The sequence below is a fragment of the Peptococcus niger genome (assembly GCF_900101835.1).
GTDB classification, from domain to species: domain Bacteria; phylum Bacillota; class Peptococcia; order Peptococcales; family Peptococcaceae; genus Peptococcus; species Peptococcus niger.
This window is the reverse complement of the sequence record NZ_FNAF01000002.1, coordinates 55,664-70,275: the sequence shown is the minus strand read 5'-3', so window position 1 is coordinate 70,275 and position 14,612 is coordinate 55,664. Positions and strand designations below refer to the sequence as shown.

Below are 14,612 nucleotides of genomic sequence, written 5' to 3'. Positions count from 1 at the left end.
CTCCTACATCACCATGCCGCCGTCTACAGTCAAAACTTGCCCGGTTATATAGGCAGCCCCCTCACCGGCTAAGAAGGCCACTGCTGCTGCCACATCTGCCGGCCTGCCGACACGTCCCAAGGGAATCTGGGCCAAATTTTTCGCTTTGACCTCATCAGAAAGGACGGCGGTCATCTTTGTATCAATGTAGCCGGGGGCCACTGCGTTGACGGTAATATTGCGCGGTGCCAGTTCCCGGGCCAGGCTTTTGGTCAAGCCGATCAGACCGGCTTTGCTGGCGGCGTAATTGGTCTGGGCAGCGTTGCCGGTCAAGCCCACCACCGAGGCCATATTGATGATACGCCCCTTGCGTTGGCGCATCATGGGGCGGCAGGCGGCCCGGCACATGGCAAAGGCAGCGTATAAGTTGGCCTCCATCACGTCAAAATAATCTGCATCGCTCATTTTCATGAGCAGGCCGTCCCGGGTAATGCCTGCATTATTGACCAAGGCGTCCAAATGCCCCGCCTTTTCTAAGGCCTCTGCCAGCAAGTCCGCCGCTACCCCCGGCCGGCTCAAGTCCCCTTGCAGGGGGATGGCGCCGAACCGCTGAGCCAGTTCATCTGCGGCCGACCGGTTGGCATGATAATGGGCCAAGACCCGCCAGCCGTTTTCGCTCAGGGTTTCTACAATGGCCCGGCCGATGTCACCAGTGGCCCCGGTAACCAAGGCTGTCTTCATATTGTCTGTCATCCTATCCTCCCAACTCGTCCACCAGCGCACGACAGTCTTCCAGGCCATCCACGGCGTAAACCCTTACCGTCCGTCCCAGCGTCTTGCGCAATAAACCGGTCAGGACCTTTCCCGGCCCGATCTCAATAAATACGCTGACCCCCATATCCTGCGCCTGCCGGAAACTGTCAACCAACCGTACCGGAGAGGTCAACTGGACAAGGAGCGTTTCCTCAAGGGCATCAGGTGCCACCGGTGCTGCGTAAACGTTGCTCAAGACCGGAATCTGCGGGGGCTGGGGCGGTATTTCCCGCAAGGCCGACTGCAAGGCTTCAGCTGCCGGCTGCATGAGGGGCGTATGAAAAGCGCCGCTTACCTGTAAGGGCACCGGTCGCCGAAGGCCTGCCGCCTGCAGGCGTTCGCCGGCAAGGGCCACCCCCTTTTCACTGCCGCCGATGACTTGTTGGGCCGGGGCATTGTCATTAGCCAAGGCCACCAGCTCACCGGTTTCAGCCCGGACCGCCGCACAGATGGCCTCCACTTGACAGCGATCAGCGCCTAAAACAGCCGCCATCACTCCGGGATTTTGCCGGGCAGCGTCTGCCATGGCCTGCCCCCGTCGGCTGAGCAGGGTCATCAGTTGCCGGGCGGTAAAACTGCCGGCCGCATATAAGGCGCTGTACTCCCCCAGGGAAAGGCCCATCGTCAAATCCGGCTGAACCCCCCGCGCAGCCAGATAATCGGTGACCGCCGCAGCAAAGAGCCCCATGGCCGGCTGCGTGGCAGCCGTTTCATTCAAGGCCGCCTGCGGCCCGTGAAAGGACCGGTCCCGATCAGCCGGAAAGGCATCGTATAAACGGCGCACCCCCGCATCGTCCGCATAAAAATCGGCGCCCATGCCGACCCTTTGGCTGCCTTGACCGGCATACATAAAGCAAATCATACCCCTGCCTCCTTCGGCAACACAGCCTCAAAAACATCGGCAACTGTCCACAGGTCCTTCATTTTTCCGACCCGGCTGCCGCTAAAGAACAAGCCCCTTTCCCAGTCCCCCCGGGCTGCAGCCACCAGGGCCCGAGAAATGCAATAAGACGTCTCGGCCGGCTTGCAAGGACTCAGACACTTATAGCACTTGGCCGGAGGGCGTCTTTCCCCTTCGGCCATGGCCAGGGTCAGGGGGCTCTTTAAGGCATGCCCGGGCATCCCCACCGGGCTTTGAACGAGCATGACATCGTCATCTTCCGCTTCCAGCAGGCGGCGCTTAAACTCCGGGGATGCATCACATTCTTCCGTTCCGATAAACCGGGTGCCCAATTGGGCAATATCCGCCAGCTGCAGGGCAGCGGATACATCGGCGCTATCCATCAGGCCACCGGCGGCAACAATCGGAATCCTACGCCCGGCCTCCTGTTCATAGGGGGCCAGGCTCTTGCGGACATCGGCAAGGAGGTCTGCCAGGGTCGGCTGCCGGGAGTCGGTCAGATCGGCCAGCTTAAAGCCGAGATGGCCGCCGGCAGAGGGGCCTTCCACCACCACAAAATCCGGCAACCGGTTGGCATGTTTGTGCCAGTAGCGGCAAATCAGCTTGGCCACCCGTCCACTAGACACCACAGGCGCCAGGAGCACAGACGCCTTGCCCACCAGGCCCGGCAATTCCAGGGGCAGGCCGGCGCCGGAAATAATGGCGTCAACGCCACCGTCCAGGGCCGCTTGCACCTGGTCCTTATAATCGCTGACCGCCCGCATAATGTTGACCCCAATCAATCCATGTTCCCCGGCTCGATCCCGGGCCCGGCGGATCCGCTCGGTCAAGGCTTTCAGACTAATGCCTTTCGGGTCATCCCAGAAGCCCGGTTCATACAGGCCGGCGTAGGCCGAAGAGAGGACACCCAGCCCGCCTTCTTTCGCCACCGCACCGGCCAAGCGGTCCAGAGAAATACCAATGCCCATCCCTCCCTGGGCCAGGGGACGTTCTAATCGGTGTCCGTTGATTTCCATGGTCCTTCCGCCTCCCACTCATCGGTCAACCGCCGCATGGCCTGGTCTGTATCCCGCATCAGATCAGCAAAAATAGCCGCCAAGGGTTTAACCTCCTGCACCAAGCCGACGCTTTGCCCGACCATCATGGCACCGGCGTCTTGATCGCCTTCAATGACGGCCTTTGCCAGGCCGCCGAGTGAATACCGCTCCAAGGCTTCCCAGTCGGCACCGGAACGTTCCATTTTAACGTAGGCCCGGCTCATCGGATTTTTTAGCAGTTGGGTTGCCGTGCCAGCAATACGGCCGATGGTCACCACATCTTCAATTTTCGCCTGCAGAACCCGGGCCCGGTAGTTGTCATGGATCGGACATTCTTCAGCGGCCAAGAGCAGGGTACCCAACTGAATGCCGACTGCCCCCATGGCAAAAACGGCCAAGGCCTGCGCCCCGGTGGCAATGCCACCGGCTGCCACCACAGGCAGGTCTACTGTCGCCAGCACCTGGGGCAGGAGGGCCAGGGTGGTAAATGAACCGACATGGCCACCCGCTTCACAGCCTTCTACAATCAACCCATCCACACCCAAGCGCGCCATCCGTTTGGCCATCAGGGGTGAGGCGATGACCGGCCAAACCTGGCAGCCGGCAGCTTGCAAGCGCTCCACATAGGCGGAGGGACTGCCGGCGCCGGTGGTCACCACCGGCACCCTTTCACGAATAATGATGTCCACCAGGTCATCACAATGGGGGTTCATCATCATTAAATTAACCGCCCAGGTCCGCCCCTCTTCCAAGTGCGCCTTACAGTCGGCAATATGGGCTTCCAGGTGCTGGGGTTCCATACTCCCGGACCCGATAACGCCCAAGGCGCCCGCATTGGACACCTGGGCAGCAAAAAGGCCGGTTGCCACCCGGGCCATCCCCCCCTGAATAAAGGGATAGTCTATCTTCAGCAATTGCGTTAATTTATGACCATTCAAAAAGAATTCCTCCCCATGTCAATCCGGCACCAAAGCCGGCCAAAATAACTTTTTCCCCTGCCTCTGGCGGTCTTTCCTGGCGCCAGGCATCCAAGGCCAGGGGAATTGATGCGGCAGAGGTATTGCCCAATTCGGCAATGTTGCGATAAAAGCGGTCTGCCGGCAAGGCCAAATGCTGGGCGATTTTATCTAAAATGCGGCCGTTGGCCTGGTGCAAAATAAAGGTTTCCACCTCTTCCGGCCTGATTCCGCCGGCTGCTGCCAGGTCGCGGATTAAGGCCGGCACCTGCCGCAGGGCAAAACGAAAAACGGCTTGCCCGTCCATCCGCACCCGGCTCTTGCCCTGGGCATCCGGCTGAACGCTCAAGGCCTCGGCCAGCGGCCGGACCCCGAACATAGAAAAATAGGGCGTCGGCGCACTTTCCACCAGCACGGCACCGGCGCCATCGCCGAAGAGCACACAGGTGCTCCGGTCAGACCAATCCACCCAGCGAGAGATGACCTCTGCGCCGATGACCAGGGCCCGGCGACCCGCCGGCCGCACCGCCAGAAAATTACGGGCACAGTCCAAGGCCTGTACAAAGCCGGTGCAGGCCCCGTTTAAATCAAAGGCCAGGGCCCCTTCACCAAGTCCCAGCTCTGCCGCTAAAGTCGTCGCCACTGCCGGCATCCGGCCGGCCGGACTAAAGGTGGCCACCACCAGCAGGTCTACCGTTTGCGGTTCAATGGCCGCCGCTTGCAGGGCCTCCCGTGCCGCCTCCAGCGCCAGGGATTCAACCCTTTCATCAGGTCCGGCCAAATGCCGAGCCTGAATCCCTGTACGTTGGGAAATCCAGGCATCGCTGGAGTCCACCCGGCGGCACAAGTCCTCATTGCTGACCCGGTCTGCACCCGGCCGGCTGCCGCTTCCTAAAATGCGAATGCCGGTCATGGCTGCAGATCCTCCTGCATAGCGGTTAAGGCCCGACCGGCTTCTGCCAACCCCTCTATGAAGGGGGCCCGGGCCTCGTCTGAAAGGCCGGTCCAAATAGCGTCACTGATCACATCGTGAAAGCGGTTGTGCACCGCCACCGCCGCATGCCCCGATTCGGTTAAGCGGACGCGCAGCTTGCGCCGGTCTTGCTCATCCCGCCGGCGCAGCACATAGCCCTTGCGCTCCAGCTTTTTTACGGCTGTGGTCACCGTGCCATTGGTCAGCGCCGCATGCCGGGCCACATCACCCATGACGCCGTGCTCCCGTTCGCCAATGGCTACCAGCATGTGTACTTCCGCTAAGGTAATATCGCCCTCATACTCCTTCCGGAGCCAAGCTTCCTCTATGGCCAAGATTTGATTAAAAATATCCACTAAAAAATGGTTCATGGTCTCTTTAGCCCGAACTTTATCCATTGACGACATGCTCCACCCCCATTTTTCGATAGCGCCGGTAACGTTTGCCCGGCAGGTCTGCCGGCTTGCCTTTACTCAACTCTTGGAGCGCGGCTGAAAGCGTTTGCTGAATATCCGCCGTCAACTGGCTGAAATCCCGCCCCTTTTCTCCGAACACCCCATCGCAGATGCCCAATTCATGTAAATCTGCCGCCTGCAAGCGAAGGGCCGCCGCTGCCTCCTCGGCCCGGTCCCGATCCTTAAATAAAATAGCGGCACAAGCCTCCGGCGAAATCACCGAAAAAACACTGCCTTCCAGCATATACAAGCGGTCGGCAGCGGCTAAAGCCAGGGCGCCCCCTGACCCGCCTTCGCCGATAACCAGGGACAGGGTCGGCACCCGGAGGCCCAAGAGGGTGGCAAGGCATTCGGCAATGGCGGATGCCTGACCGCCATTTTCCGCTTCAATACCGGGATAAGCCCCCGGCGTATCCACCAGGGTCAGCACCGGCCGGCCGAACTTTTCTGCCTGCCGCATCAAGCGGATCGCCTTACGGTAACCGGAGGGCATTGGCATGCCGAAGCGCACTCTTTCATTTTCTGCCAGGCTCCGCCCCCGTTGCTGGGCAAGAACCGTCACCGGCCTGCGCCCCAAATAGCCGATGCCTCCGATGATGGCCGGGTCATCTCCGGAGAGGCGGTCGCCGTGCAATTCATGAAAGTTGTCAATCAGCGCCCCTAAAAAGGCCTGGGCATTGGCGCGCTCACCACTGCGTGCCAACCGCACCCGTTCATAAGCGGTCATCGCTGTCCCTCCTTGCCATGGGCCTTCAGATAAAAGGCCAATTCGTCACGCAAATCTTCCCGCTTGACAATGGCGTCGATAAAGCCGTTGTCAAGCTGGGCGGCCGCCCCTTGAAAGCCTTCCGGGAGGTCTTCACCTACGGTTTGCCGGATTACGCGCGGCCCGGCAAAGCCGATGAGTGCATCCGGTTCAGCCAAGGTCAGGTCGGCCAGGCTGGCAAAACTGGCCATAACACCGCCGGTGGTGGGATGGGTCAAGACCACGGTATACAAGAGCCCGGCCGCATGAAAGCGGTTCAAGGCTTGCGCTGTCCGCGCCATCTGCATGAGCGACAGGATTCCTTCCTGCATCCGGGCCCCACCACTGGTCGCGATGATGATTAAGGGCAACTTTCGCTTGGTGGCCAGCTCAATCAGGTCCACCAGTTTTTCACCGCAGACCACCCCCATGCTCCCCATCATAAACCGGCTGTCCATGCAGGCGATGGCCAGCGGGATGCCGTCAATTCGCCCGGTCCCCGTCACCACCGAGTCGGATAACCCGCTCCGCGCTTGGGCGTGGCTTAATTTTTCGGCATAGCCGGGAAAGTCCAGCGGGTCATCGCTGGTCAAGCCTTCCTGCCGCTCCCGAAAGCTGCCGGGATCCAGCAGGGCCTCCAGGCGGGCATGGGCCGGCATCGGGAGCATGGCCTGACAAGCGGGACAAATGTATAAAGACGCCCGCAAGTCGGCCATTAAAATGCGGTCGCCACAAAGGGGACAATTGATGTTGCGCAAATCATCCCGCTGAGGCGCCGGTCGCCGCAAGAGACGTTCCCGCGCCGTCTGAAAAACTTTGAGACGATGCTTGCGCTTTAAAAATGCTTCCGACATCACAATAAATCCACCAGCTCTTTCAGATGATCGTCTAAAAACTGCGTCGTGTATTCTCCACGAATAAAGGCGCGATGGTGAAGGGTCATGAAGTGAAAATCGGCGGTTGTCGCCACCCCTTCAATGATCACTTCCGATAGGGCGCGGCGCATCCGCCGGATGGCCATCTGCCGCGTTTCACCCCATACGGTCACCTTGGCCAGCAGGGAATCATAAAAAGGCGACACGGTTTCACCGGGCAAGAGGGCAGAATCCACCCGCACAAAAGGGCCTTCCGGGAAATGCAAGCTTTCGATTTTACCCACCGACGGCCTGAAGGCCGCCATCGGGTCCTGGGCATTGATCCGGCACTCGATGGCGTGTCCGGTCAGCTGGATGTCCGCCTGTGTCCAATCCAAGGGCAGGCCTTCCGCCAGCCGCAACTGGGCCCGCACCAGATCGATGCCGGTGACCCATTCGGTAATGGGGTGCTCCACCTGGAGCCGGGTGTTCATTTCCATAAAATACCAGTCGCCCTCCGGCGTCACCAGGAATTCAACTGTGCCCACGCCTTCATAGCCGACCGCCTGGGCCGCCGATACCGCCGCCGCACAAACGGTTTGGCGCAAGGCCTCAGGTAACCGTCGGCAAGGCGTTTCTTCCAAGACCTTCTGGTGGCGGCGCTGTAAAGAGCAGTCCCGTTCGCCCAGGTGGACACAATGGCCCTGCCGGTCACAGGCGACCTGCACTTCAATGTGCTTGGCCCCGGTCAAGTATTTCTCAGCGTAAAGCCGGCCGTCCCCAAAAGCGGCTTCCGATTCGCGGCGGGCCGCTTCAAAGGCCGGCGCCAGCGCTTCCGCAGCCTCTACCAGCCGCATGCCGCGGCCGCCACCGCCGGCTGCGGCTTTGAGTAAAATCGGGTAGCCGCCTTCCCGGGCCACCGCCTCCACCGCTGCTAAGTCCGCCGTTGGTCCGTCAGAGCCGGGCACCACCGGCACTCCGGCTTGGCGCATGGTACGACGGGCAGCAATTTTATCCCCCATCTGCTCAATCACAGCTGCCGGCGGGCCAATAAAGATCAAGCCTTCAGCGGTGACCTGCCGGGCAAAGTCTGGGTTTTCCGATAAAAAACCATAGCCCGGGTGGACCGCTTCTGCGCCGCAGGCCAAGGCCAGGGAGAGGAGGGCATGGCCGTTCAAGTAGGACTGGTCCAGCGCCGCCGGTCCGATACAGACCGCCGTATCCGCCAGCGCCACCGCCAGGCTGTCCGCATCCGGCTCCGCATAAGGCAAGACCGTCTTAATGCCCATGTCTCGACAGGTACGGATGATCCGGACCGCAATTTCTCCACGATTGGCAACCAGCACCCTCTTAAACATGGGTATCCACCTGCAAAATGGTCTCATGGTAGCCGATAACGCTGCCGTTTTCCGGCAAAATGGCCACCACCTGACCGCTGACCGTTGACGGCACCTCGTTCATCACCTTCATGGCCTCAATCACCGCAATGGTCTGCCCCACTTCTACCCGGTCACCCACCTGCACAAAAGGCTCTGCCGTTTCCGACGGTGCCGCATAATAGGTTCCCGCCAACGGCGCCTGGACCAGGTCAAGGACATCCGGCCCTGCAGTCGTCACCTGCTCACAGACCGGTACCTCTCCAGCGCCATCCGCCGCCAAAACCCTTGACGGCGGCGTTGCCTTGGTCATTTTCACCGTGCCGTCTGCGGTTTTCACCGTTAGGCCTGTCACGCCACTGTGGTCAAAGGCGCGCAGTAAGCGTTCTATTTCGTCAATGGTCATAACCGCACTTCCTCACAGATTATTGTGCTTTTTCGATGTACTTGACAATATCACCGACAGTGGTCAATTGTTGGCTTTCCTCATCAGAGATGGACAGGCCGAAGGCTTCTTCCAGATTCATAATCAGCTCGGTAGCGTCCAAAGAATCTGCATCCAAATCTTCCCGCAACCGGGCTTCCAGGGTCACCGCTTCCGCATCACAATTCAGCGTATCCACAATGGCTTCTTTTACTTTGTCAAAAATCATATTGATTCCTCCTTAAAATGAATTGCCTCTATTATAATTACTTTGACACTCAAAGTAAATAGTTTGATTATCAAAATACTAATTTGTTACTTATCGTTGATATCTAAGCCAGCATTGACCGGCCTGTATTTATTTTTTTGTATTATTTTAGGCAACCCTCTGATATACTTAAAGCAGACATATCTGACGATTAGACCGCCTAGTGACCCTCATTTATTTTAGAAAGGAGCTTAAAGATGAACCGCAAGATTTTTTTGACGGCCTTGTCCCTGGCCTGCCTTCTCCTTTGTTGCAAGGGCCTGCCGGCCATGGCGGAAGATGTCCCAGCGCCGCCGACGGCGTCGGCGACAGCCCCCGGTGACGATGTCCAAGCCTTGGAAAAGGTGTTGCCTGACCTGGCCAACCCGGAAGTCCTTCCGGAAGCCCTGACCGCCGCCTACACCTATTATTATCAAGGGAAAATTTCTTCAGCAGACCTGCAGCAGTTGGAAGCAGCTTACAAGGAAATCCCGCCAATGCCAAAAACCACCAGCCGCATCGGTCAAGTCTCCGCCGCTGAGCTGGCCGCCTACAAAGAGGCCTACGCCAAGCAAGAAGGCGGTTTAGTCGCTACCGGGGGGCAAGTCACCTTGAACGGCACCACCCTGAGCCCCCGGCTCCAGGCTGCCGGCATCGGCTTATATGGCGATACGGCCATGATTGGCGAATGGCTCTTGCCCCACTTGAACTTCACCGTCACTCACGACAACCTGCGCCTTAAGGTCACTTCCGTCACCGGCTCTGCCTCCGAATGGACCCTAGGCTCTACCGCCTATGCCATGAACGGCTCCATAGCCAGAGCAGCAACTGCGCCTTATTTAAAGGGGCCCTATTTTTACCTGCCCCTGAGGGCCTTGGCTGAAACCGTCGGCACCGTTAACTGGGATTCGGAAACACGCGATATTTCCGTTATCACCCCGAGCAAGACCCTAGCCCCGCCGCCGGCATTTAAAGAATCGACAACCACCCCGCCGCTGGAGACTTCAATGGAGCAAAAGCCCAACGTCATCAACCGCCTGCCGGATGGCAGCCTGCTCACAGCAGATGGCGTCATGGACAGCGGCGGCTACAGGATCGTTTGCCACAAGGGCGTCCCCCTCCTCCGTGGCCTCAACAACAAGGGCGTCTTGTTCAACCAGGGGCTGGTCCCCACCGCCGACCGCATCGTCTGGCTCCAGAGCATGGACCCGGCCTCACCTGGGGCCATGCCCTTCGGCTTATACGAGGCGCCCCTGGCAGATGCTTCTCAGGCCAAATTAATTGCTGAGAACATTTACCCGGACATCGACAGCCTCGTTGCCAATGACCGCTGGATCGTCTATACGGCCCCCCTGTCCAAGCCTAGCAAGGGGATGGCCCTCACCTCTTACAACCGCCTCACCGGCCAAAAGCAGCAAATTGACCAAGGCAGCGAAGACCAGGACTACCTCGGCGACCTGGCTCTAAACGGCAATACCCTGGTCTGGTCCCGGAGCCGCGGCGGATGGAACGAGTCCCTCCAAGTGTGTGACCTGACCGCACCGGGCAAGGCCAAAAACATCATCGAAGGCTATGTCTTCACTAGCCCTGTCATCAGCGGCAAGTATGTCATCGCTTCTCGGGTTTTCCGGACCGTCAGAGGACAAGCGGAAGAAATTTGGCAGTATGATTTAGAAAAAGAACAATGGACCCGCCGCATTGACCCGACTTCAAGCCTTATGCCGCAAACCGACAATTTCTTTATTAAAAAAGTGGCCTTTGGCGACCATTATGTCGCCCTCTGTCCGGTTCTCTTAAATTCGGACAGCCGTGACTTTACCCGTCTGTCTGTGCTGGACCTCCGGGACGGCAGCCTGGCCCCCCTGACCCTTAACGAGGGCAGCCTGCCGCTGATTCACGCCGACCGAGACCTTGACGGCAGCCGGCTCATTGACGATATTGCCCCGGCGGCCGATGGCAGCTTGCTCCTGAAAACCTATACGGACGGTGGCTCAGACAGCATCTTTATGCAAGCAAAATAAAATCGTCAAAGGGGTTCCTCTTGAACCGCCCTTTGACGACCAGCAGTTACAAAAGAATCGCGCCGGCGATGGGCACGCCGGCGCGATTCTTTTGTATTTTTTAGCTTGTCCTTACAGATCCATGATAATAAAAATATGTTCTTCAACCGGCCCATGGGCGCCGGTCACCATATAGCTTTCAATATCCCCGGTGGAAGAGGGGCCGCTGATTTGGTTCATTCCGGAAGTCAGGCCGTCCCGGGCGTAGACCTTTTCCAGTTCCTCCGCCAGGGTACTCATGGACGAATACAGGCGTGACAGGGGCAGGAGGCTGACATGGACCCGGGGCAGAAGGCTGAAGCTTTTCGGGATCTCCCGCGACGCCATTTCCACAACGGCGCCCACATCGGCCAAGCCGTAAGTCGGCACGGTAATGCCCAGATCGGCGTCCGCCAGGGCATCTACCAGTCCCTGGTGGTCATAACCGTCAGGCCGATAGACAAGGGGCGTGCGCCCGGCAGCGGTCACCGCCTCTGCCAAGTGCAGGGCCCGGCTGACCCCATCATCGCAGATAACAACCTTTTCTACATCGTCTCGGCTTAGAAGGTCCTGCAAAGCCTCTGCCAGATCCCCTGCCTGAATGCTCCGACTGCTGAAATGGCGGATGGGCGCCTGGCTGTGAAAATGGTCTGCCAAGGCCTCCGGACTCAAGTCTGCCAGGCGATGGTAGACCGGCCCTTCCACGGGATCCGGTTTCGGGGCGCGCACTTGGTGGCGGGTCAGGGCCTGAGAAATATTGCCTAGAAATTCTTCACGTGTGGTTTTAGTCACGGAAAGCACCTCCTCTGGGGCGACGCACAGCACGGGCATGGAAGGGTTTGGCCAAGAGGGGCAGGTTCCGTCCCTGGGTCCAATTGCGCAGGACCGGCAGCCGGTTGCCATCGTCTAAGCGTTCACCACAGCCCTGCCAAAGGGCCAGGGCCCGCATCGCCGGACGACCGAAAGCCAGCATGGCCTTATACAGGGTCGCATGTCCCAAGGCCAGGCCGGCGGCCTGAAAAGCCCCCTCTTCAGCTGTCAATTGAACCTGGTCATGCTGCTCTTCCCGGTGCTTGAGAATCAATTCATGCAGGGGGATTTCCACCGGGCAATTGGCCGTACATTCGCCACAGAGGGTGGACAGGTAGGGCATATGCCCGGTCTGCTCGCGGCCTGCCAAAAGCGGGGTCAAGACCACGCCCATGGGGCCTTCGTAAATAGACCCGTAGCCATGCCCTGTAATGTGACGATAAACCGGGCAGACGTTTTGACAGGTGCCGCAACGAATGCAGCGCAGCATGTCGTGGAAGGGGCTACCTAAAATGTCGCTGCGGCCGTTGTCAATGATGATAATGTGAACGCTCTCCGGCCCATCAATTTCATCGGCCCGACGGGGCCCATGAGTGAAGGAGAGGTAGCTGGACGTGGTCAGCCCCAGGACGGACTGGGGCAGCACCTGCATCATGGCGTCCAAATCGCTCATGGTCGGCACGATCCGTTCCATGCCCATCAAGACAATTTGCGTCCGCGGCAGGCTGGTCACCATGCGGCCGTTGCCCTCGTTGGTCACGATGCAGGTGGACCCGGTTGAAGCCACGGCAAAATTGCAGCCGGTCATGCCCACATCGGCAGCCAAAAATTTTTCCCGCAAGGATGCCCGGGCAAACCGGGTCATTTCCGGAATATCCGTGCTCCCGGTGTAGCCGTATTTGCTAAAGAGCTCATGCACCCGGTAGCGGTCCTTGTGCATGGCCGGTGCCATAATATGAGAGGGCGTATCCCAATCGTCCAATTCCAAAATCCATTCGCCTAAGTCTGTCTCGGTCACTTCAATGCCGGCCGCCTGCATGGCGCGGTTGACACCGATCTCTTCACTCACCATGGACTTGCTCTTCACCAGTCGCTGGCCGCCTGCCGCCTGAACAATTTCAAGGGCGGTCTCACGGGCCTCCCGGGCAGTTTTGGCAAAGTGAACCACACTGCCGTTGGCAGTGGCGTGGTCGATGAATTCCGACAGGTAGGTATCCAAGTGGTCCAGGGTATGCGCGCGAACGGCAGCGGCCTGGTCTTTCAGGGCCTGCCATTCCGGCTTTTGTGCCGTAAAGGCATCGCGCGCCGTATTAAAGTTATCTTGAGCGAGCGCCGTCGCTCGTCGAGTAAAAGCATTGTTCATTGTTTCGTTCAACCGCTCCTTGTGCGGTTTGTCAGGGTTGACCAGTACGGCCATGATGCCACCTCCAAAAAAATAACGCCTCTAAGTCCGCCAGCAAGGGCTGGTCCTCCTGCCGGACACCATCTATTGTTCAACAGAAAAGCCCTGCACCGACCGATGGGGATACCAGGGTCAGGCCCTCCGCTTCTGTTAACCACTATTGTACCACGCTTAGGCGGGTGACGCCAAATCCCAAGGCAGGGCTGGACCATTTTCCCCACAAAAATACCACCTTGCAGTTTCCAAGAGGAAACTGCAAGGTGGTACCTGTCAATGCCCAGCAAAGAGCTGGGGAAAAAAGGTCATGGCGTAAAAAAATCCGTAGCCGACCAAGGCTGTTAACCGCATCAGCCGGTAGGCCAGAGCCGTAACCGTCTGGTCCATCATTTCCTTTAAATCCACCAGGGCAAAGGCAACCATGTTAAAGACGCCTAAAACCAGCAATAAAATACCTGCCGTCAAAGGCTTTTGCGGCAATGCAGGCATCTGTCCCAAAAGGGCATAAAGGCCCAAGGGCAGGGCCAGGGCCCCGACCAAGGCCAAGTCTACAGGCAGGCGGTTGAAAAAAATCGTCCCGGACGGCTCACGCATCGTCATCAACAACATCTTCCGGGTCTTCAATAAAGTATTTCATCCCAATCTTTTTCAGCTCCCGCATAGACCGCAAGGCATCAAAGGAAAGGTCATGCGGCGTATCCTTGCCGATAATCTCGACCAGTTCGCCCATAATGACGTCGTATTCCGCATCGTTGCGGGCATGCACCATGGTGTACAAATTATAGGGAAAGCGGGGTTCCCGGTTGCGACGATAGCAGTGGGTCACCGCCGGGTGGCGGGCCACCTCTTGTCCGATGGCGTCCACCTGGTCGTCAGGCACATCCCAGACGACCATCACATTGATGGTATAGCCAACATTTTTATGCCGGAGGGCGATGGAAATGCGTTTCAGGCAGCCCTTGTCCATCAGCGAATGGATCCCGGCCATCAGCTCGGCCTCACTGATGTCCATTTCCGCCGCCAAGGCGGCGTAGGGTTCGGGGACCAAGGGCAGGTCGTTTTGCAAGGCCCGCACAATGGCCCGTTCCTGGTCTGTCAGTGGCTTGCTCATCTGCCTGCCTCCTTTTCCTCTGCAGCCTTATCGGTAACATCAAAGGTCACGTCAATCTTATAGCGGCGGCTCATCTCAAACCGCAGCATGTCTGCCACATAGGGGCTGGCTTCAATGGTGTCCAAAATATGGTCCAAGGTGGGCTGGTTGATGGCAATCAGGGTAAACCAAATGCTGAAGTCATGGCTCCGTTCATAATTATGGGTCACACCCGGATAGCGGTTGATGACCTGCACCGCTTCGTCAAAATGGCCTGCTGTCGGACGCACAGCAATCAGCATGGACCGGTAGCCCAAGGCATGAGAATTAAAGAAGCCGCTCATGCGCCGAATAATATTTTCCGTTTTCAGACGGGCAATGCGGTGGATGACCTCCGCTTCGTCGGTATTGCCGATTTCTTCCGCCATATCGGCATAGGGGCGATGGGACAGGGGGATCCCCCGTTGTAGAATCATCAAAATCGCCCGGTCTAAATCGTCCATCTGGTACATAC

The 14,612-nt window shown here is 58.5% G+C and carries 17 protein-coding genes; 1 reads left to right on the top strand and 16 read right to left on the bottom strand.

Going from position 1 to position 14,612, the window contains the following annotated elements:
- Window positions 1-3: 3 nt before the first annotated feature.
- From fabG to acpP, 11 genes are read right to left on the bottom strand one after another with little or no spacing between them, the layout of a single operon-like run.
- Window positions 4-732: a 3-oxoacyl-[acyl-carrier-protein] reductase gene (gene fabG, locus BLQ16_RS02050; protein WP_091791095.1), complete on the bottom strand. Its 729-nt coding sequence runs from the start codon at window positions 730-732 to the stop codon at window positions 4-6.
- 1 nt (window position 733) lies between these two features.
- On the bottom strand, window positions 734-1,654 hold the full coding sequence (locus BLQ16_RS02045; RefSeq protein WP_091791094.1) for an ACP S-malonyltransferase: 921 nt from the start codon (window positions 1,652-1,654) through the stop codon (window positions 734-736).
- Window positions 1,651-2,709 carry an NAD(P)H-dependent flavin oxidoreductase gene (locus tag BLQ16_RS02040; RefSeq protein ID WP_091791093.1) on the bottom strand — a complete coding sequence of 353 codons (1,059 nt, stop codon included), beginning with the start codon at window positions 2,707-2,709 and terminating at the stop codon, window positions 1,651-1,653. Before BLQ16_RS02040 ends, BLQ16_RS02045 begins: the two co-directional genes overlap by 4 nt.
- On the bottom strand, window positions 2,685-3,668 hold the full coding sequence (locus BLQ16_RS02035) for an NAD(P)H-dependent flavin oxidoreductase (RefSeq protein ID WP_200781856.1): 984 nt from the start codon (window positions 3,666-3,668) through the stop codon (window positions 2,685-2,687). The genes BLQ16_RS02040 and BLQ16_RS02035 overlap by 25 nt, the downstream gene beginning before the upstream one ends.
- A complete protein-coding gene (locus tag BLQ16_RS02030) occupies window positions 3,655-4,599 on the bottom strand; it encodes a beta-ketoacyl-ACP synthase 3 (protein ID WP_091791092.1) in 945 nt (314 codons plus the stop codon). Before BLQ16_RS02030 ends, BLQ16_RS02035 begins: the two co-directional genes overlap by 14 nt.
- Complete coding sequence (locus BLQ16_RS02025; protein ID WP_091791091.1) at window positions 4,596-5,066, bottom strand: MarR family winged helix-turn-helix transcriptional regulator; 471 nt, start codon at window positions 5,064-5,066, stop codon at window positions 4,596-4,598. Before BLQ16_RS02025 ends, BLQ16_RS02030 begins: the two co-directional genes overlap by 4 nt.
- On the bottom strand, window positions 5,050-5,841 hold the full coding sequence (accA, locus tag BLQ16_RS02020) for a carboxyltransferase subunit alpha (RefSeq protein ID WP_091791090.1): 792 nt from the start codon (window positions 5,839-5,841) through the stop codon (window positions 5,050-5,052). Before accA ends, BLQ16_RS02025 begins: the two co-directional genes overlap by 17 nt.
- Window positions 5,838-6,713 carry an acetyl-CoA carboxylase, carboxyltransferase subunit beta gene (accD, locus tag BLQ16_RS02015; protein ID WP_091791089.1) on the bottom strand — a complete coding sequence of 292 codons (876 nt, stop codon included), beginning with the start codon at window positions 6,711-6,713 and terminating at the stop codon, window positions 5,838-5,840. Before accD ends, accA begins: the two co-directional genes overlap by 4 nt.
- On the bottom strand, window positions 6,713-8,071 hold the full coding sequence (locus tag BLQ16_RS02010; protein WP_091791088.1) for an acetyl-CoA carboxylase biotin carboxylase subunit: 1,359 nt from the start codon (window positions 8,069-8,071) through the stop codon (window positions 6,713-6,715). The genes accD and BLQ16_RS02010 overlap by 1 nt, the downstream gene beginning before the upstream one ends.
- Window positions 8,064-8,495 (bottom strand): acetyl-CoA carboxylase biotin carboxyl carrier protein, encoded by a 432-nt coding sequence (locus BLQ16_RS02005; protein WP_091791087.1) that lies wholly within the window; start codon window positions 8,493-8,495, stop codon window positions 8,064-8,066. The genes BLQ16_RS02010 and BLQ16_RS02005 overlap by 8 nt, the downstream gene beginning before the upstream one ends.
- 19 nt (window positions 8,496-8,514) lie before the next feature.
- Window positions 8,515-8,742 carry an acyl carrier protein gene (gene acpP, locus BLQ16_RS02000; RefSeq protein WP_091791086.1) on the bottom strand — a complete coding sequence of 76 codons (228 nt, stop codon included), beginning with the start codon at window positions 8,740-8,742 and terminating at the stop codon, window positions 8,515-8,517.
- Window positions 8,743-8,978: 236 nt separating this feature from the next.
- On the opposite strand from acpP, the gene BLQ16_RS01995 reads away from it, so the two are divergent.
- Complete coding sequence (locus BLQ16_RS01995) at window positions 8,979-10,781, top strand: stalk domain-containing protein (RefSeq protein ID WP_091791085.1); 1,803 nt, start codon at window positions 8,979-8,981, stop codon at window positions 10,779-10,781.
- A gap of 111 nt (window positions 10,782-10,892) precedes the next feature.
- Here BLQ16_RS01995 and BLQ16_RS01990 read toward each other — a convergent pair whose 3' ends face one another.
- The 5 genes from BLQ16_RS01990 to ahbA form a co-directional block, all read right to left on the bottom strand.
- Window positions 10,893-11,591: a LutC/YkgG family protein gene (locus tag BLQ16_RS01990; protein WP_159427945.1), complete on the bottom strand. Its 699-nt coding sequence runs from the start codon at window positions 11,589-11,591 to the stop codon at window positions 10,893-10,895.
- The gene (locus BLQ16_RS01985) at window positions 11,584-13,026 is read right to left on the bottom strand and encodes a LutB/LldF family L-lactate oxidation iron-sulfur protein (RefSeq protein ID WP_091791083.1); all 1,443 of its coding nucleotides are present in this window, start codon (window positions 13,024-13,026) and stop codon (window positions 11,584-11,586) included. Before BLQ16_RS01985 ends, BLQ16_RS01990 begins: the two co-directional genes overlap by 8 nt.
- A gap of 255 nt (window positions 13,027-13,281) precedes the next feature.
- The gene (locus tag BLQ16_RS01980; RefSeq protein ID WP_091791082.1) at window positions 13,282-13,608 is read right to left on the bottom strand and encodes a hypothetical protein; all 327 of its coding nucleotides are present in this window, start codon (window positions 13,606-13,608) and stop codon (window positions 13,282-13,284) included.
- Complete coding sequence (gene ahbB / locus BLQ16_RS01975) at window positions 13,595-14,119, bottom strand: siroheme decarboxylase subunit beta (RefSeq protein ID WP_091791081.1); 525 nt, start codon at window positions 14,117-14,119, stop codon at window positions 13,595-13,597. Before ahbB ends, BLQ16_RS01980 begins: the two co-directional genes overlap by 14 nt.
- Entirely contained in the window at window positions 14,116-14,610 is a 495-nt protein-coding gene (gene ahbA / locus BLQ16_RS01970) for a siroheme decarboxylase subunit alpha (RefSeq protein ID WP_091791080.1), read from the bottom strand. The genes ahbB and ahbA overlap by 4 nt, the downstream gene beginning before the upstream one ends.
- Between the last annotated feature and the right edge of the window lie 2 nt (window positions 14,611-14,612).